Here is a 19437-nt window from a genome sequence, read left to right as displayed (position 1 = left end):
GGGCTGCGCTTTCACCGTTACGACTATGACCCTGACTCGTCTGATCGGCGTGGCCGCTTGCGCCTGCGCCCCCTTCGCCTGTGCCCAGTCCTTGGACACCGTCGCCAGCCCGGACGGCAAGCTGCTTGTCACGCTGGCGACGGGCGCCAACGGCACCGTCACCTACCGCGTCAGCCGCGCCGGCAAGCCGGTGCTGCTGGCTTCACCTTTGGGCCTGGAGTTCGACGATGCCGACCTGGCTTCCGGGCTGAAGCCAGCCGGCGCGACCGTACCGCAACGCATCACCGACCGCTACGAGCTGGCCGCCGGCAAGCGCCGCCACGCCAGCTACGCGGCCAACGAGCGCACCTGGCGCTATACCAATCCGCGCCAGCAGGCGCTGGCCATCACGTTCCGCGTGTCGAACGACGGCGTGGCGTTCCGCTACCAGGCCAGCGGCGACCAGCTGGCGTTCCGCTCCGAGACGACCAGCTTCGCGCTGCCGCCGTCGGCACGCGCCTGGCTGCAGCCGATGTCGGTGGCGAAGACCGGCTACCAGCGCACCAATCCCTCGTACGAAGAGCACTACCGCATGGACATCCCGGTGGGCACGCCCGCGCCGCTGGGCGCCGGCTGGGTGTTCCCGGCGCTGTTCCGCGCCGGTGGAACCTGGATCGCCATCACCGAGGCGGGCATGGACGGCAGTTTCCACGCTTCGCGCCTGCAGACCGATTCGACTGGCGGCGTGTACCGCATCGGCGGCCCCGCCAAGGAAGAGACCTTTACGGGCGGCGCGCTGCTGCCGACCGCGCAAGGCTCGCTGACGACGCCGTGGCGCGTGCTGGCGATCGGTTCGCTGGCCACGGTCGTGGAGTCCACGCTCGGCACGGACCTGGCGGCCCCGGCGCCCGGCCCGATCCCGGACTGGGTCAAGCCCGGCCACGCTTCGTGGAGCTGGGCCATCCTGAAGGACGACTACACCAACTTCGACACGCAGAAGCAGTTCATCGACTATGCGGCCGACATGCGCTGGGACTACACCCTGGTGGACGCGTTCTGGGACCAGAAGATCGGCTACGACAAGCTGGCCGAACTGGCGGCCTACGCCAACGGCAAGGGCATTGGCCTGTTGGCCTGGTACAACTCGGCGGGCGCCTGGAACGACACCGACATGACGCCGCGCGAGCGCATGCTGACGCATGAAAGCCGCGTCGCCGAATTCGCCCGGCTGCGCGCGCTGGGCGTAAAAGGCGTCAAGGTCGACTTCTTCGGTGGCGACGGCCAGTCGATGATCCGTTACTACACCGAGATCCTGAAGGACGCGTACGACGCTGGCCTGCTGGTCAACTTCCACGGCGCGACCTTGCCGCGCGGCTGGTCGCGCACCTGGCCCAACCTGCTGACGGCCGAGGCGGTGCGCGGCTTCGAGTTCACCACCTTCACGCAGGAAGACCAGGACGCCGTTGCACCGCACGCGGCCATGCTGCCGTTCACGCGCAACCTGTTCGACCCGATGGACTTCACGCCGCTGGCCTTCGGCGACATCCCGAAGATCCGGCGCAGCACCCGCAACGGCTTCGAGCTGGCCGAAGCGGTGCTGTTCACGTCCGGCATCCAGCACTTCGCCGAGATCCCGCAGGGCATGGCAACCGCGCCGGAGTACGTCAAGGCGCTGCTGCGCGAGCTGCCGCGCGGCTGGGACGACAGCCGCTTCGTGGCCGGCGAACCGGGCAAGTACGTCGTCATCGCCCGCCGGGCGGGTGACGCATGGTACGTCGCCGGCATCAATGCCGGCGACAAGGAGCTGGCGCTCGCCCTGGACCTGTCGTTCGCCAAAGGCACGGGCCGCATCGTCAGCGACGGTGCCGGCGAGCGCGAGTTCAGGCAGGCCGACCTGCGCGCCGGCCGGCGCACCAGCATCAAGCCCAAAGGCGGCTTCGTCGCCATCTTCAAATAAGCACAAGACCTACAACCACGGAGACAAGAAGACATGATCAAGCGTACCATCCTGGCCCTGAGCCTCGCCGCCTGCGGCAGCGCGTTCGCGCAGGTAGCGGTGACGATCGACACGGCCAAGCCGGGTCCCGTCATCAACAAGAACATCTACGGCCAGTTCGCCGAACACCTGGGCACCGGCATCTACGAGGGCATGTGGGTCGGTCCGGAATCGAGCATCCCGAATACCAAGGGCTGGCGCAACGACGTGGTCGGCGCGCTGAAGGAGCTGCACGTGCCGCTGGTGCGCTGGCCCGGCGGCTGCTTCGCCGACGAGTACCACTGGAAGGACGGCATCGGCCCGCGCGACAAGCGCCCCGTCAAGGTCAATACCAACTGGGGCGGCGTGGAAGAGAACAACGCCGTCGGCACGCACGAGTTCTTCGACCTGGCCGAGTTGCTGGGCGCCGAGGTCTACGTCAACGGCAACCTGGGCACGGGCAGCAACCAGGAGATGTCGGAATGGGTCGAGTACATGACCTCCGATTCGAAGTCCACCCTGGCGGAGCTGCGTCGCAAGAATGGCCGCGACAAGCCCTGGAAGCTGGACTACTTCGCGATCGGTAACGAGGCCTGGGGCTGCGGCGGCAACATGACGCCGGAACACTACGCCAACCTGTACAAGAACGCGGCCGCCTTCGTGCGCACGCCACCGAACGCCAAACCGAAGTTCGTCGCCAGCGGCGGCCATGACAACGACATGCGCTGGACCGACGTGCTGTCCAAGCAGATCAAGCACAATATCGACGGCATCAGCTTCCACTACTACACGATCCCGACCGGCAAGTGGGAAGTGAAAGGCGCCGCCACCGGCTTCAAGGAAGACCAGTGGGCCAGCACGATGAAGAACACGCTGGCGATGGACAAGCTGATACGCCAGAACACGGCCCTGATGGACAAGAACGACCCGCAGAAGAAGATCGGCCTGTACGTCGACGAATGGGGCACCTGGTACGACGTGGAGCCGGGCACCAACGCCGGCTTCCTGTACCAGCAGAACAGCCTGCGCGACGCCGTCGTCGCCGCGCTGAACTTCAACATCTTCCATGCCCATGCCGATCGCGTGCGGATGACGAACATCGCGCAGATGGTCAACGTGCTGCAGGCGATGATCCTGACCGACAAGAACCGCATGGTGCTGACGCCGACCTATCACGCGTTCCGCATGTACGTGCCGTTCCAGGACGCGACCGCGCTGCCGGTGGCGATCAAGAACAACGGCAAGTACAGCGTGGGCAACGTGGCGGTGCCGCAGGTCAGCGCCTCGGCCGCGCGCGGCAAGGACGGCAAGGTCTACCTGGCGCTCGTCAACACCAACCCGAACAAGGCGGTGGATGTCACCGTCAACGTCGCGGGTGCCGGCGCGGGCAAGGCCGTCGGCCAGGTGCTGACGGCGGCCGCGATGGATGCGCACAACACGTTCGCCACGCCCGATGCGGTAAAACCGGCGCCGTTCGCGGCCCAGGCCAGCGGGGGCAAGCTGACCGTCCAGCTGCCGGCGAAATCCGTCGTCGTCACGTCCGTGGAGTAAGCCATGCAGACCTCTATCCTCTTCAAGGCCCTGGCAGTGGCAGGCGCGGTTTCGCTGGCGGCATGCGGCGGCGGCGGTGACGAACCGGCCGGCGCGACGACCGCGGCGTCGGTCACGACTTCCGGCACCAAGAGCGGTGGCTTGTCCACCACCGCGCAGCGCCTGTCGGTGGGGTTCACCGAAGCGGGCGTGCACGATCCTTCGGTGATACGCGCCAATAACCAGTATTACGTGTTCGGCTCGCACCTGGCGGCGGCGAAGACACCGGACCTGATGAACTGGACCAAGATCGCCGACGGTGTCAACGCGGCCAATCCGCTGATCCCGAACGTGGCGGGCCAGCTGGCCGAGACGTTCGCCTGGGCGCAAACGTCCACGCTGTGGGCGCCGGACGTGATCCGCCTGGACGACGGCAAATACTATATGTACTACAACGCCTGCAAGGGCGACTCGCCCCGTTCGGCGCTGGGGATCGCGGTGGCCGACCATATCGAGGGTCCGTACGTCGACAAGGGCATCATCCTGAAGTCCGGCATGTGGGGCCAGGCCAGCCATGACGGCACGATCTACGACGCGACGAAGCACCCGAACACGGTCGATCCGAACGTGTTCCGCGACCAGAAGGGCAAGCTGTGGATGATCTACGGCTCCTATTCGGGCGGCATCTTCATCCTGCAGCTGGACCCGGCCAACGGCATGCCGCTGCCGGGCCAGGGCTACGGCAAGCACCTCCTGGGCGGCAACCACTCGCGCATCGAAGGCGCCTACGTGCTGTACAGCCCGCAGTCGAAGTACTACTACATGTTCACGTCGTTCGGCGGTCTCGATTCCTTCGGCGCCTACAATATGCGCGTGGCGCGCTCGCGCAATCCGGACGGTCCGTACTTGGACGGCAAGGGCACCGACATGGCGACCGTCAAGTCCGACCCGAGCAAGCCGCTGTTCGACGACGCCAGCATCGCGCCGCATGGACAGAAGCTGTTCGGCAACCACCAGTTCGCGCTGGCTTCCGGCGAGACCGGCACGCCGCTGGGCTACGTGTCGGCGGGCCACAACAGCGCGTTCTACGACGCCGCGACCAAGCAGCACTTCCTCGTGTTCCACACGCGCTTCCCGAACATGGGCGAGATGCACGAGCTGCGCGTACACCAGATGTTCATCAACGAGGATGGCTGGCCGGTGGTGGCGCCGCTGCGCTACGTCCCGCTCAGCAAGGGCAAGGAGGTGCCGGTCTCGGTCAGCGCGACGGCGGCGGCGGGCACCTACAAGTTCGTCAACCACAACAAGGAGATCACGGCCCATGTGGTGCCGTCGCAGGTCGTCAGGCTGGGCAAGGACGGCAAGGTGACGGGTGCCGTCAAGGGCACGTGGGCGCACCGGGGCGAGAACAACGTCGCGCTGACCCTGGACGGCTCGACCAGGCAGTATCGCGGCGTGCTGTCGCGCCAGTGGAACAGCAACGCGAATGCGTTCACGGTGACGTTCTCGGTGCAGAATGCCGAAGGCGTCTCGCTGTGGGGCGTCCGTACCGGCAATTGAAGAAGGATGAGAATGAACAGTACCAAGGCAATGGCCCTTCTTGCCGCCTGCCTGGCGGGCGGGATTACATTCACCTGCGCCGCGCAGGCGGCCCAGGTGGAGGTGCATGACCCCGTGATGGCGCAGGACGGCGCCCGCTATTACGTCTTCAGCACGGGGCCGGGCATCACGTTCTACAGCTCGGCCGACATGAAGGACTGGGTGCCGGAAGGGCGTGTGTTCGCGGGCGAGCCCGCGTGGGCGAAACGCGTGGCGCCGCAGTTCGACGGCCACGTGTGGGCGCCGGACGTGGTGCGCCATGACGGCAAGTTCTTGCTGTACTACTCGGTATCGAGCTTCGGCAAGAACACCTCCGGTATCGGCGTCACGGTCAACAAGACGCTCGATCCCCGTTCGCCCGACTACAGGTGGGAGGACCAGGGGATGGTGCTGCGGTCGCTGCCGAACCGGGACGAATGGAACGCGATCGACCCGGCCGTCATCGCCGACAAGGCGGGCAACGGCTGGATGGCGTTCGGCTCGTTCTGGGGCGGGCTGAAGCTGGTCAGGCTCGATGCCAGCTGGACCCGGCCGGCCGAACCGCAGCAGTGGCACACGATCGCCACGCGCGCGCCGACGCTCACGCCGGCCGGCGAGGCGGCACCGCAGGAGGTCGAGGCGCCGTTCATCTTCAAGAAGGGCGACTGGTACTACCTGTTCGCCTCCTGGGGCCTGTGCTGCCAGAAGGAGAAGAGCACCTACCACGTCGTCGTGGGCCGAGCGCGCGACGTCACCGGGCCGTACCTGGACAAGGATGGCAAGGACATGGCGAAGGGTGGCGGCACGCTGGTCGTGAAGGGCAACCGCAACTGGATCGGCGTGGGCCACAACAGTGCCTACACGTTCGACGGCCGTGACGTGCTGGTGCTGCACGCCTACGAAACGGCCGACCGCTACCAGCAGAAGCTGAAAGTCCTCGATATCGGATGGGACAGCGCCGGCTGGCCGACGGTGGACCCGGCGCAGCTGGACAGCTACCAGAGCCGGCTGCTGCCGGCGCGCTAGTGCCGAGCTTGTGTCCCACCACGGGGTCAGTCACCAGACTGGGACACGGGCTGAGCCATACAGATGGTCGAGGTCGTGTCTCGCTTGGGACTGGCCCCGAGTGGGGCCCCAAGGTGGGGCACGAACTAAACCAATGCAACGGCCGGGCTCGTGTCCCGTTTCGGTGACTGACACCGAGGTGGGACACGGGCCCGGCAGTTATCCAGGATGATCCATGAAGCTGTTTTCCTGTCTTGGCGCCGGTGTCGCGCTCTCGCTGGCGCTGTCCGCCTCCGCCGCCGAACTGTTCCCGCTGCGCGACGTGCGCCTCACTGACGGTCCGTTCCTGCAGGCGCAGCAGACCGACCTGCGCTACCTGCTGGCGCTGGACGCCGAGCGCCTGCTGGCGCCGTTTCGCCGCGAGGCGGGGCTGGCGCTGGTCAAGCCCAGCTACGGCAACTGGGAGTCGTCCGGGCTGGACGGGCACATGGGCGGGCATTACCTGTCCGCGCTGGCGCTGATGGCCGCATCCACCGGCGACGCGCGCGTGCGCGAACGACTCGACTACTTCGTTGCGGAGCTGAAGAAATGCCAGGCGGCCGACGGCTACCTGGGCGGCATTCCCGGCGGGCGCGCCGCCTGGGGCGAGATCGCGCAAGGCAAGCTCCATGCGGACAACTTCAGCGTCAACGGCAAGTGGGTGCCATGGTATAACCTGCACAAGACCTTTGCCGGCCTGCGCGATGCGTGGCAATACGCCGGCAACGAGGACGCGCGCGCCATGCTGGTCAAGCTGTCCGACTGGGCACTGGCGCTGACGGCGCGCCTGTCCGACGAGCAGATGCAAGCGATGCTCAGAAGCGAGCATGGCGGCATGAACGAGGTGCTGGCGGACGTGGCCAGGCTCACCGGCGACATCAAGTACCTGCACCTGGCGCGCCGCTTCTCGCACCAGGCCATCCTGCAACCGCTGGCAGCCGGCGAGGACCGCCTGACCGGCTTGCATGCCAATACCCAGATCCCGAAGGTGATCGGCTTCGAGCGCATCGGCCAGGCCACCGGCGAGCCGCAGTGGGATGCGGCCGCGCGCACATTCTGGCAAACGGTGGTGGAGAAGCGCTCCGTCGCCATCGGCGGCAACAGCGTCAAGGAGCACTTCCACGACAGCGCCAGCTTCGCGCCGATGGTCGACGAGGTGGAAGGGCCCGAGACCTGCAATACCTACAATATGCTGAAGCTGACGGCCCTGCTGTTCGAACGGCGGCCGTCGCGGCGCTACGGCGACTATTATGAACGCGCGCTGTACAACCATATCCTGGCCTCGCAGCGGCCCGGGTCGGGCGGTTTCGTGTACTTCACGCCGATGCGGCCGAATCACTACCGCGTGTATTCGCAGGTGGACGAAGGCATGTGGTGCTGCGTGGGCTCCGGCATCGAGAGCCACGCCAGGCACGGTGAATTCATCTACGCCCACGACGGCGACGACCTGTACGTCAACCTGTACATCCCGTCCACGCTGGACTGGCGCGCCAAGGGCGTGCGCATCGAGCAAAGCACGCAATTCCCCGACCGGGCCAGCAGCCGCCTGACGGTGCGCGGCAACGCCACACTGAATTTGAAGCTGCGTTACCCCGGCTGGGTCAAGCCGGGCGCGCTGCGCCTCAAGGTCAACGGCAAGCCAGTCAAGGCCGTGGCCGGCGAAGACGGCTACGTGCGCATCGCGCGCGCCTGGCGCGACGGCGACACGGTAGACGTGGCCTTGCCGATGACGACGCGCCTGGAACAGCTGCCAGACCGTTCGAACCACTACGCCGTGCTGCATGGCCCCATCGTGCTGGCGGCGAAGACGGCACCGTTCGCGCACGAAACGCTGAACGTGTTCGCGGACGGCTCGCGCATGGGCCATATCGCCCAGGGGCCGACCTGTCCGCAGGAGGCTGCGCCGTTGTTCGTCAGCGACACCAGGGACTTCCTGCACCGCTTCAAGCCCGTGCCAGGGCAGCCGTTGACCTTCACGGCGCCGGGCCTGATCCAGGGCCCCAACGCGGCCGGCCTGCGCCTGATCCCGTTCTTCCGCCTGCACGACGCGCGCTATATGTTGTATTGGCAGCACAGCACCCCGGCCGGCGCGGCCGAGCTGCGCGCGCGCACGGCGCAGGGCGAGGCCGAGCGCATCGCGCTGGCCCGGCGCACGATCGACCAGGTGGCACCGGGCGAACAGCAGCCGGAATCGGACCATGGCTTCCAGGGCGAAGGCGCGGACGCGGGCATCAACGGCGGCCGGCACTGGCGCCATGCCAGCGGATGGTTCAGCTACCGCCTGAACGACAAGGCCGGCGAGGGCAGGGTGCTGCGGCTGACGTTTGCCGCCGCGGATGCCGGCCGCCGCTTCGACGTCCTGGTCGACGACCAGCTGCTCCGCACCATCACGCTGGGCCCGAACGAGCGCGAGTTCTACGACGTCGAGATCGACTTGCCAGCCCGCACGACTCACGACGGATCGCTGAGCGTCAAGTTTGCCGCCCATCCGGGTTCGCTGGCCGGGGGCCTGTACGGCCTCAAGCTGCTGCGCGGCGAGTGATAACAAAAAAGATATCGCGGGAGACAAAAAATGTATTGGATCGACATGAACGTTTCTCCTACTATAGATTCATAAAAAGACAATCCAGGAGACCCTCATGAATACCTTCCGCAGGAACCTCATCGCCGCCGCCATCGCCCTGGCCGGCAGCTCCGCCGCCTTCAACGCGCTCGCCGCGAAACCGCTGGTCATGGGCTTCTCCCAGGTCGGCGCAGAAAGCGAGTGGCGCACCGCCAACACCGTCTCCATCAAGGATGCGGCGAAGAAGGCCGGCGTCAACCTGAAGTTCGCCGACGCCCAGCAGCGCCAGGAAAACCAGGTCAAGGCGATCCGCTCGTTCATCGCCCAGCGCGTGGACGTGATCGCGTTTTCGCCGGTCGTCGAATCGGGCTGGGACACGGTGCTGCGCGAGGCGAAAGCCGCCAAGATCCCCGTGATCCTGACCGACCGCGACGTCAACGTAACGGACCGCTCGCTGGTGGTGACGATGATCGGCTCCGACTTCGTCGAGGAAGGCCGCCGCGCCGCCCGCTGGCTGGTGGACTACGCCAAGAAGAACCCCGGCAAGAACCTCAACATCGTCGAGCTGCAGGGTACCGTGGGTTCCGCGCCCGCCATCGACCGCAAGGCCGGCTTCGAGGAGATCATCAAGGGCAATCCGCAGCTGAAGATCATCCGCACCCAGACGGGCGAATTCACCCGTGCCAAAGGCAAGGAGGTGATGGAAGCCTTCCTCAAGGCGGACGGCAAGAACATCAACGTGCTGTATGCGCACAACGACGACATGGCCATCGGCGCCATCCAGGCCATCGAGGAAGCCGGCATGAAGCCTGGCAAGGACATCGTCATCGTCTCGATCGACGGCGTCAAGGGCGCCTTCGAGGCCATGATGCAGGGTAAGCTGAACGTGACCGTCGAATGCAGCCCGCTGCTGGGGCCTCAGCTGATGCAGGTGGCGAAGGATGTCGTCGCCGGCAAGCCGGTACCGAAGCGCATCGTGACCCAGGAGAGCGTGTTCCCGGCCGAAGTGGCGGCCAAGGAATTCCCGAACCGTAAATACTGATGGCCATCGAAGCAAAGGCCGGCCCGGCGCGGCCGGTGCTGGAACTGGCCGGCATCCACAAGGCCTTTCCCGGCGTGAAGGCGCTGTCCGACGCCGGCCTGCGCCTGTATCCGGGCGAGGTACACACGCTGATGGGCCAGAACGGCGCCGGCAAGTCCACCCTGATCAAGGTGCTGACGGGCGTCTATACGCCGGACGCCGGCACCATCCTGCTGGACGGGCGCCCTGTCAGTCCCCGTTCCACCCTGGAGGCGCAGCAGCTGGGCATCAGCACGGTCTACCAGGAAGTCAATCTGTGCCCGAACCTGTCGGTCGCGGAAAACATCTTCATCGGCCGCTATCCGAAAACGCTGTTCGGCATCGACTGGGCCGCCATGCGGCGCAATGCGCAGGCGCTGTTGCGCCAGCTGGAGGTCGACATCGACGTGACGGCGCCGCTGTCGCGCTATCCGCTGGCGATCCAGCAGATGGTGGCGATCTCGCGCGCGCTCGACATCTCGGCCAAGGTGCTGATCCTGGACGAGCCCACGTCCAGCCTGGACGAGCCGGAAGTGCAGCTGCTGTTCCGCGTGCTGCGCCGCCTGCGCGAGCAGGGCATGGCAATCCTGTTCGTCACCCATTTCCTCGACCAGACCTACGCGATCTCGGACCGCATCACCGTGATGCGCAACGGCGAACGCGAAGGCGAGTACCCCTGCAGCGAATTGAGCCGCCTGGCGCTCGTCAACAAGATGGTGGGGGCACCGGCCGCGCCGGAGCCGGCGGAGGCCATGCAGCACGCCGAGGCCGTGGCGCATGGCGAGGTGCTGCTGGCCACGCGCGACCTGGCGCGCAAGGGCGTGCTGGCCCCGGTGGACGTGACGATCCACCAGGGCGAGGTCCTCGGTCTGGCCGGCCTGCTGGGCTCCGGCCGCACCGAGCTGGCGCGCCTGCTGTTCGGCGCCGACAAGGCCGACGGCGGCACGATCGCCATCGGCGGGCGCGAACGCACGTTCACCACCCCGCGCGACGCCATCGCGGCCGGCATCGGCTTCTGTTCGGAAGACCGCAAGCACGAGGGCGCGATCCTGGCGCTGTCCGTGCGCGAGAACCTGATCCTGGCGCTGCAGGCCAAGGCCGGCATGCTGCGCGCCATCCCCCTGAAACGCCAGCAGCAGCTGGCCACCGACTACGTCAAATGGCTGGGCATCAAGACGGCCAGCATCGAAACCCCGATCGGCACGCTGTCCGGCGGCAACCAGCAGAAGGTGCTGCTGGCGCGCTGGCTGGCCACCGACCCGCGCCTGCTGATCCTGGACGAACCGACGCGCGGCATCGACGTGCGCGCCAAGCAGGAAATCATGGATTACGTAACGAAGCTGTGCCGCAAGGGCCTGTCGATCCTGTTCATCTCGTCGGAGCTGCCCGAGGTGCTGCGCTGCAGCGACCGCATGGTCGTCATGCGCGACCGCAAGGCCTGCGGCGAGTACCGCCGCGGCGAGCTCGATGAACAGTCCGTACTGACGGTGATCGCGGGAGAGCAGGCATGAGCGCCGCCCCACTGCAAGCACCGGCTCCGCAACCGGCGGCCGGCACGCCACCCGCGCGCGGCCCGGGGCTGCTCGCGCATCCGCTGGCCAAGCCGCTGCTGGCCCTCGCCGCGCTGCTGGTGCTGGACCTGATCTTCATCCCCGGCTTCTTCCACCTGCAGATCCGCGACGGCCACCTGTACGGGCCCCTGATCGACATCGTCAACCGCGCGGCGCCGCTGATGCTGGCCGCGTTGGGCATGACCCTGGTGATCGCCACGCGCGGCATCGACATCTCGGTGGGCGCGGTCGTTGCGCTGTCCGGCACGGTCGCCGCGATGCTGATCGGCGGCACGATGGTCGTCAATGATGGCGTGCCCGAGTACGTGGCCAATACGCCGATGGCGCTGGCCCTGGCCGCGGCCCTGGGCGCGGCCATCCTGTGCGGCGCCTGGAACGGCCTGCTGGTGGCCGGCCTGAAGCTGCAGCCCATCGTCGCCACCTTGATCCTGATGGTGGCAGGCCGCGGCCTGGCGCAGCTGCTGACGGACGGCCAGATCGTCACCGTCTACTACAAGCCGTTCTTCTTCCTGGGCAGCGGCTACCTGCTGGGGATTCCATTCGCGCTCTGGCTGGTCGCGGCCGTCTTGCTGGTGGTCGGCCTGCTGTTGAAGAAGACGGCGCTTGGCCTGTTCATCCAGGCGGTCGGCATCAATCCCGTGGCCGCGCGCCTGGCCGGCCTGCGCACGGCCACGCTGATTTTTGCCGTCTACGTGTTCTGCTCCGCCTGCGCCGGCCTGGCCGGCCTGATGATCGCGTCCAACATCAAGAGCGCGGACGCCAACAACGCCGGCCTGCTGCTGGAACTGGACGCCATCCTCGCCGTCACCCTCGGCGGCACCTCGCTGGCGGGCGGCAAGTTCAGCCTGGCCGGCAGCATGATCGGCGCGCTGATCATCCAGACCCTGACCTACACGATCTATTCGCTGGGTGTGCCGCCGGAAGTGAACATGGTCGTCAAGTCGATCGTCGTCTTCGCCGTCTGCCTGTCGCAGTCGGCCGGCTTCAAGAATCTGTGGAAGGGCCGCGCATGAGCGCCGTTTTGAACAGTGCGCGCGGCGTGGCCGGCGCGCCGTACTTCACCTCCGTCGTCACCGTCGTGCTGCTGGCCGTGCTGCTGCTGGCGGGCGGCGCCGCCTATCCCGGTTTCCTGTCCTGGCAGGTCATGCTGAACCTGTTGATCGACAACGCCTTCCTGCTGGTGCTGGCGATCGGGATGGGCCTCGTCATCCTGTCCGGCGGGATCGACCTGTCGGTCGGTTCCGTGCTGGCGCTGACCACGATGGTGGCGGCCTGGCTGCTCAACACGGCGCACTGGCCGCCGGCCGTCGTCATCGTCGCCGTGCTGGCCATGGGCGCGCTGTTCGGTGCCGCCCAGGGTGCGATCATCCACTACTTCCAGCTGCAGCCCTTCATCGTCACCCTGGCCGGCATGTTCCTGGCGCGCGGCCTGTGCTACCTGATCAGCATCGAGTCGATCACCATCGACGACCCGCTGTTCGTGGCCGTGTCACAGGTGCAGGTGCCCGTGCTGGGCGGCTTCCTGTCGGTCGGCGCGCTGGTGGCGCTGGCGCTGCTGGCCGCCACCATCTGGGTGTCACGCCGCACCGCCTTCGGCCGCGCGGTCTACGCCATCGGCGGCAACGAGCAGTCGGCACTGATGATGGGCCTGGCAGTCGGCCGCACCCGCATGCTGGTGTATTCGTTCAGCGGCTTGTGCGCGTCGCTGGGCGGCGTGCTGTTCGCGTTCTACATGCTGTCCGGCTATGGCCAGCATGCGCAGGGCACCGAGCTCGATGCGATCGCGGCGGTCGTGATCGGCGGTACCCTGCTGTCCGGCGGCTACGGCTACGTGGCCGGCGCCCTGTCCGGCGTGCTGGTGCTGGGCACCATCCAGACCCTGATCGCGTTCGACGGCACCTTGTCGTCCTGGTGGACCAAGATCGTCATCGGCGCGCTGCTGTTCCTGTTCTGCGTCGTACAGCGCCTGCTGTCGGCGCGCGTTCCAAGCTAGGAGATTTCATGTTTCGCAAGACTCTCGTCGCGGCCGCGCTGGCGGCCGCGGCGCTGACGGCGCACGCCGTCGTACAAGCAGCCAATCCGCTGTTCCCGAACATCTACACGGCCGACCCGGCCGCGCTGGTCGACAACGGCCGCGTCTACCTGTACGTCGGCAAGGACGACGCACCGGCGGACGGCAAGGACTACCTGATGAAGGAGTGGCGCGTGTATTCGACGTGCGACATGAGGAACTGGCAGGAACACGGCGCGCCGTTGTCCGTCAAGACCTTCGGCTGGGCGCGCGCGGATGCGTGGGCGTCCGACATCGCCAAGCGCAACGGCAAATACTACTTCTATGCCACCGTCGATCACGCCACCAACCCCGGCAAGGCCATCGGCGTGGCGGTGGCGGACAGCCCGACCGGCCCATTCAAGGACGCGCGCGGCACGGCACTCGTGACCAACGACATGACGAAGGAATCGGATATTCCCTGGGACGACATCGACCCGACCGTCTTCATCGACGACGACGGCCAGGCCTACCTGTACTGGGGCAACCGCGTGCTGAAGTGGGCCAAGCTGAAGCCGAACATGATCGAGCTCGATGGCCCGATCCACACCCAGGGCATCGACAACTTCACGGAAGCGGCCTACCTGCACAAGCACAAGGGCACCTACTACCTGAGCTACTCGCGCGAGTTCCCGGAGCACACCGCCTACGCCACCGGTCCCAGCGCCACCGGACCGTGGACCTATCGTGGCGTCATCATGGAGAAGAACGCGGTTGTGAAGACGATCCACCACGCCATCGTCGACTTCAACGGCAAGTCCTACATCTTCTACCACAACGACAAGCTGCCAGGCGGCGGCGAGTGGCGCCGCTCCGCGGCGGTGGAGGAGCTGCGCTACAACGCCGACGGCACCATCGCCTTCGTGCCGCAAACGGCGGCGGGACCCGCCGCCAACCCCAGCCCGAACTGCCGCTGACCCGGCCCGTTTCACCCTGCCGGCCGGCGGGAAGCCCGCAACGGCGGGCCTCCTGCCGGCGCAACACGGCAATGATATGATTTGCCGATGGATACACTCAACCCGAACTGGTTCCTGCGCGCGCGCCTCAAGACACGCCAACTGCTGCTCCTGATCGCGCTGGACGAACAGCGCAACATCCACCGCGCCGCCGAGGTGCTGCACATGACGCAACCGGCCGCGTCGAAGCAGATCAAGGACCTGGAAGAGATGCTGGACGTGAAGCTGTTCGAGCGCCTGCCGCGCGGCATGGAGCCGACCCTGTATGGCGAGACGATGATCCGGCATGCGCGCATGGCGCTGACCAGCCTGTCGCTGGCGCATGACGACGTGCTGGCACTGAAGTCGGGCCTGGTCGGCCAGGTCGAGGTGGGCGTCATCATGACACCGGCCATGTCGCTGCTGCCGAAGGCGATCGCCCGCATCAAGCAGCAGGCGCCGCTGCTGCGCATCGGCGTGCACCAGGAGTCGTCCAACACGCTGCTGGACATGCTGGAGCGCGGCTCCCTGGACTTCATGATCGGCCGCATCCTGGAGCGCGACAACAGCTCGCACCTGATCTACGAGGAGCTGACCGAGGAGCCCGCGTGCGCGGTGGCGCGGCCGGGCCACCCGCTGCTGTCGGTCGAGGCGCCGCAGCTGAAGGACCTGGCCAGGCACGGCTGGATCCTGCCGCCACAGGGCAGCATCCTGCGCCACCGTTGCGACATGATGTTCCGCCGGGCCGGCCTGGAGCCGCCCGCCAACGTGGTCGACACCACGGCGCTGCTCCTGATCACGGCGCTGCTGCAGCAGACCGACATGCTGCACGTGATGCCGATCGACGTGGCGCGCTACTACGAATCGCTCAACGTGCTGGCGATCCTGCCGATCGAGCTGCCGTTCAAGATGGACGCCTTCGGCATCATCCGCCAGCATGACCATTTGCTGTCGCCGGGCGCCAATCTGCTGCTGGGCGCGGTGCGCGCCGCCGCCAAGGAAGTCTACTGAAGTCTACCGACCGACGCTCAAGGAAAGGGCCCCGATGCCGATCGTGTTCTCCAGCCTGAACCATCCGCAGCGCGTGGCGCTGGCCGCCGAACTGCATTCGCGTCCGTTCCTGAAGCTGCGCGCGCCGGAGCGCATTTCCCACATCGCCGTGTTCGGCCATGGCCGCAACCATAATGCCGAGGCCCAGCACGAACTGCTGGCGGCGCTGTGCCGCCATTTCGGGGTGACCGGGCCGGCGGGCGCGGCCAGCCACTTCCAGCACGACTTCGGCCGCTTCCGGCTGAAATGGGAGCTGCATTCGGAATTCGCCACCTACACGTTCGCCGAGCGCGCCGAGGCGGCGGACTTCGAGCGCATGCCGATCGGCCACGTGCCGCAGGAGTGGCTGCTGGCCCTGCAGGGGCGCGTGCTGGTGGCCGCCCATGTCGTCCTGCGCAAGGGCGGCGTGGCCGAGCATGCGCCGGTGCACGAGCTGTTCGAGGGCGCTTCGCTGGCCGCCAGCCGCGTGATGCAGGGCGCCGAGCTGTGCTCCGATTTCGCGATCCAGGCCGACGGCTTCTCGCGCTTCGTCGTCAACGACGTCGACATGCGCGAGCAGCAGGCCGGCCGGCTGGTGCAGCGGGTGCTGGAGATCGAGACCTACCGCATGATGGCCTTGTACGGCCTGCCAGCGGCGCAGCGCGCCGTGCCCGAACTGAACGCCGTCGAGAAGGAGCTGGCCGAGGCGACGGCCGCGCTGGTGCGTTCGGACGGCACCACGGAGCAGGCGCTGCTGCAGCGCATCACGCACCTGGCCGCGCGCATCGAAAACCTGTCGCTGCAGAACAGCTACCGCTTCGCCGCGTCGAAGGCTTACTTCCGCCTGGTCAATGCGCGCATCGACGAGCTGCGCGAGCACCGCATCGAAGGAGTGCCGACGGTGGCCGAGTTCATGGAGCGGCGCCTGGCACCGGCGATGAGCACTTGCGAGGCGGTGGCGGCGCGGCAGGATGCGCTGGCGCGCCGCATCGCCAACAGCAACGACCTGCTGCGCACGCGCGTGGGCATCGTGCAGGAGACCCAGAACCGCCAGATCCTGCAGTCCCTGAATGCTCGTGCGGCGCAGCAGCTGCGTCTGCAGCAGGCGGTGGAAGGCCTGTCGGTGGCGGCGATCTCGTACTACGTGGTGGGGCTCCTGGGCTATACCGTGAAGGGCGCCAAGGGCCTGGGCTGGCCGGTCAATCCGGACGCCGTGATCGGCGCCGCGGTGCCGCTGGTGGCCGCGGCGGTCTGGCTCGCGCTGCGCAGTATGCACCGCCGCCTGCACCGTGCGCACGGGTGAATCAGGCGGCGTGCCTGGCATCGTGCATAATGCCGCGTCTGCGGAATATAAACGGGTCAAGATGAAGAGTTTGAGCATGCTGGCGGCCGCCCTCGGCCTGGCCGGCCTGTTGTGCGGCTGCGCCACGCCCAATGGCGGCGGGAGTGACCAGGCGGTCGGCACGCTGCGCTTTATCGGCGAACAGCGCATCGCCTACAAGCTGCCGTTCGAAGGCACCAGCGTGGGTGGCCTGTCCGGCATCGATTACGATCCCGTGCGCGACCAGTGGTTCATCGTCAGCGACGACCGCTCGAACCTGCAGCCGGCGCGCTTCTACACGGCGCGCCTGGCGGTGAACGCCAGCACACTGGGCCCGGTGCAGCTGACCGGCGTGCGCGTGCTGCGCCAGGCCGACGGCAGCCCGCATCCGGACGTCGGCCATTTCGCCACCGATGGCGGCATCGTGCTGGACCTGGAATCGATTCGCGTCGACCCGCGTGACGGCACCATCTGGTATACCAGCGAAGGCGACGGCCGCTTCGGCCTCGATCCGCTGGTGCGCCACGCGCGCGCCGACGGCAGCCTGCTGGGCGAGCTGCCGCTGCCGCCGTTGCTGCGTATCTCGCGCGACGGCAAGACCGGCGCACGCAATAACCTGAACCTGGAAAGCCTGTCGTTCACGCCCGATGGCGACAGCCTGTGGATCGCGCTGGAAGCGCCGCTGCACCAGGACGGGCCGGTGCCGACGGTGGGCGCGGGCGCGCTGTGCCGCATCACGCAACTGGACCGCAGCGGCAAGGTGCTGCGCCAGATCGCTTATCCGGCCGATCCGATTCCGGCCGCGCCGGGGCCGGGCAAGGCGGCGGAGACCGGCATCGCCGAGGTGCTGGCCGCCGGCGCCGACACGCTCCTGGTGCTGGAACGCGCCGCGGTGCAGGGCGCGGATGGCGTTTTCCGCAACCATATCCGGCTCTACGAGACCATTGTCACGGGCGCCACCGACGTGGCCGCGCTGCCGGCGCTGGCCGGCGCCGTGCTGCGGCCGGCGCGCAAGCGCCTGGTGCTGGATCTCGATACGCTGGTGTTGCCCCGCGTCGACAATATCGAAGGCCTGTCCTGGGGGCCGCGTCTGGCCAACGGCCACGCGTCGCTGGTGCTGGTCTCGGACGACAATTTCAGCGCCACCCAGGTCACGCAGCTGCTGCTGTTCGAGGTGCTGCCCCGCTAAGCAGGGCGCCAGCGCCGCGCCTGGCGCGGTAAGCTGTCCGGGTCTGCTAGCGAGGTGGCACCCGATGAGCACTACCGATTTCAGCCAACTGATCCTCGATGAAACGCCGGACGCGCTGATCGTCACGGCGCCGGACGGGGTCGTGCTGCACTGGACGCGCGGCGCCGAGGCGGTGTTCGGCTATACGGCGGCGGAGGCGCTGGGCGCCACGCTGGCGCAGCTGATCGTACCGCCCGGGATGCTGGAGGCGGAGCTGGCCATCCTGCGCGCGACCCTGGAGCAGGGCGCGGCCAACTACGAATCGATGCGCCGCGCCAAGAACGGCGCGCTGCTGTACATCGACAGCTCCAGCAAGGCCATTGCCGATGCCGATGGCGTCGTGCGTTACGTCCTGTGGAGCAAGAAGGACGTGACGGGACTGAAGGTGGCGCGCGACGGCGCGATGGCGGCCGCACGCTTCGGCGCCTTGGTCGAGCTGCTGCCCGACGCGATCGTGATGGCCAATGCGGCCGGGCGCATCGTGCTGGCCAACCGCCAGGCCGAGGACTTGTTCGGCTATCCGCACGGCGCGCTGCGCGGGCAACCGCTGGAACTGTTGATGCCGGAGCGCTACCGCGGCCCGCAACGTCGCGCAGCGCGTGGCCTATGCCCTGGAACCGAAGGTGCGGCCGATGGGCTTCGGCCGCGAACTGTATGGCCTGCGCGCGAACGGCGCCGAGTTTCCGGTCGAGATCAGCCTGTCGCCGGTGCCGGTCGAGGACGAGGTACTGGTGATGAGCGCGATCCGCGACATCGGCGAGCGCAAGCGCATCGAGCTGGCGCTGCAGGAGAAGAACGCCGAGCTGGCGGCCGCCAGCCTGGCCAAGGACCAGTTCCTGTCCAGCATGTCGCACGAGCTGCGCACGCCGCTGAACGCCATCATCGGTTTTACCGGCACCTTGCTGATGCAGCTGCCCGGCCCCGTCAACGACGAGCAGGCGCACCAGCTGCGCACGATCCAGTCCAGCGCGCGCCACCTGCTGTCGCTGATCAACGATATCCTCGACATCACCAAGATCGCCTCCGGCAAGGTGGACCTGAACCACGAGTCGTTCGACTGCCGCGCCCTGCTCGACAGCGTGGCCGCGATGTTCGCGCCGCTGGCCCGGCAGAAGGGGTTGGCGCTGGAGGTGCGCTTGCCGGCGCGGCCGATCGCCGTCAGCACGGACCGGCGCGCCGTGCAGCAGATCGTCATCAACCTGCTGAACAACGCCATCAAGTTCACGGAGCGGGGCAGCGTGCGGCTGGAGGCACACGTCGAGCGCGTGCCGGACGAAGCCATCGTCATCGACGTCGTCGATACCGGCATCGGCATCGCGCCGGACCAGCTGGCGCTGCTGTTCCGCCCCTTCACCCAGCTCGACCAGGGCACCACCCGCCAGTTCGAAGGCACGGGCCTGGGCTTGCACCTGAGCGAACGGCTGGCGGCACTGATCGGCGGTGGCATCAGCGTGCGCAGCGCGGTCGGGGAGGGCAGCGTCTTCACGCTGCGCGTGCCGCTGCGAGCGCCCTCGGCATAGCGCCATTGGCAGGTGGCCGCGCGCCCTGTATGCTGCGGCGGCATTGAACTCACT

14 protein-coding genes and 1 pseudogene are annotated in these 19437 nt (G+C 67.4%); all 15 read left to right on the top strand.

All coding sequences use genetic code 11. From position 1 onward, the window contains the following. Positions 1-25: 25 nt before the first annotated feature. The 15 genes and pseudogenes from E7V67_016815 to E7V67_016745 all read left to right on the top strand — a co-directional run bounded on the left by E7V67_016815 (position 26) and on the right by E7V67_016745 (position 19383). The gene (locus E7V67_016815) at positions 26-1936 is read left to right on the top strand and encodes a glycoside hydrolase family 97 catalytic domain-containing protein (GenBank protein ID WUR11372.1); all 1911 of its coding nucleotides are present in this window, start codon (positions 26-28) and stop codon (positions 1934-1936) included. Positions 1937-1969: 33 nt separating this feature from the next. After that, on the top strand, positions 1970-3505 hold the full coding sequence (locus tag E7V67_016810) for an alpha-L-arabinofuranosidase C-terminal domain-containing protein (protein ID WUR11371.1): 1536 nt from the start codon (positions 1970-1972) through the stop codon (positions 3503-3505). A gap of 3 nt (positions 3506-3508) precedes the next feature. Continuing rightward, complete coding sequence (locus E7V67_016805; GenBank protein ID WUR11370.1) at positions 3509-5044, top strand: glycoside hydrolase family 43 protein; 1536 nt, start codon at positions 3509-3511, stop codon at positions 5042-5044. 12 nt (positions 5045-5056) lie between these two features. Further along, a complete protein-coding gene (locus E7V67_016800; GenBank protein WUR11369.1) occupies positions 5057-6088 on the top strand; it encodes an arabinan endo-1,5-alpha-L-arabinosidase in 1032 nt (343 codons plus the stop codon). Positions 6089-6302: 214 nt separating this feature from the next. Beyond that, the gene (locus tag E7V67_016795) at positions 6303-8648 is read left to right on the top strand and encodes a glycoside hydrolase family 127 protein (GenBank protein WUR11368.1); all 2346 of its coding nucleotides are present in this window, start codon (positions 6303-6305) and stop codon (positions 8646-8648) included. A gap of 97 nt (positions 8649-8745) precedes the next feature. Next, on the top strand, positions 8746-9711 hold the full coding sequence (locus tag E7V67_016790) for an ABC transporter substrate-binding protein (protein WUR11367.1): 966 nt from the start codon (positions 8746-8748) through the stop codon (positions 9709-9711). Beyond that, on the top strand, positions 9711-11240 hold the full coding sequence (locus tag E7V67_016785) for a sugar ABC transporter ATP-binding protein (GenBank protein WUR11366.1): 1530 nt from the start codon (positions 9711-9713) through the stop codon (positions 11238-11240). Before E7V67_016790 ends, E7V67_016785 begins: the two co-directional genes overlap by 1 nt. Beyond that, positions 11237-12313: an ABC transporter permease gene (locus E7V67_016780; protein ID WUR11365.1), complete on the top strand. Its 1077-nt coding sequence runs from the start codon at positions 11237-11239 to the stop codon at positions 12311-12313. The genes E7V67_016785 and E7V67_016780 overlap by 4 nt, the downstream gene beginning before the upstream one ends. Beyond that, positions 12310-13293, top strand: a complete 984-nt coding sequence (gene yjfF, locus E7V67_016775) for a galactofuranose ABC transporter, permease protein YjfF (protein WUR11364.1) — start codon at positions 12310-12312, stop codon at positions 13291-13293. The genes E7V67_016780 and yjfF overlap by 4 nt, the downstream gene beginning before the upstream one ends. 8 nt (positions 13294-13301) lie before the next feature. Further along, complete coding sequence (locus E7V67_016770) at positions 13302-14267, top strand: glycoside hydrolase family 43 protein (protein ID WUR11363.1); 966 nt, start codon at positions 13302-13304, stop codon at positions 14265-14267. Positions 14268-14354: 87 nt separating this feature from the next. Continuing rightward, positions 14355-15296, top strand: coding sequence for a LysR family transcriptional regulator (locus tag E7V67_016765; GenBank protein WUR11362.1), 942 nt, complete (start codon positions 14355-14357; stop codon positions 15294-15296). Positions 15297-15330: 34 nt separating this feature from the next. Continuing rightward, positions 15331-16617: a DUF3422 domain-containing protein gene (locus E7V67_016760; GenBank protein WUR11361.1), complete on the top strand. Its 1287-nt coding sequence runs from the start codon at positions 15331-15333 to the stop codon at positions 16615-16617. Between the two features lie 61 nt (positions 16618-16678). After that, a complete protein-coding gene (locus E7V67_016755) occupies positions 16679-17824 on the top strand; it encodes an esterase-like activity of phytase family protein (GenBank protein WUR11360.1) in 1146 nt (381 codons plus the stop codon). A 64-nt stretch (positions 17825-17888) separates the two neighbouring features. Then, positions 17889-18416 (top strand): annotated as a pseudogene (locus E7V67_016750) (PAS domain-containing protein). Positions 18417-18462: 46 nt separating this feature from the next. Next, on the top strand, positions 18463-19383 hold the full coding sequence (locus E7V67_016745) for an ATP-binding protein (protein ID WUR11359.1): 921 nt from the start codon (positions 18463-18465) through the stop codon (positions 19381-19383). Positions 19384-19437 lie beyond the last annotated feature (54 nt).

This window comes from [Empedobacter] haloabium (assembly GCA_008011715.2).
In the GTDB taxonomy this organism is placed as follows: Bacteria; Pseudomonadota; Gammaproteobacteria; order Burkholderiales; family Burkholderiaceae_D; genus Rugamonas; species Rugamonas haloabia.
Note: the sequence above shows the minus strand (reverse complement) of the source record. Positions and strands in the feature narration are given on the sequence as shown.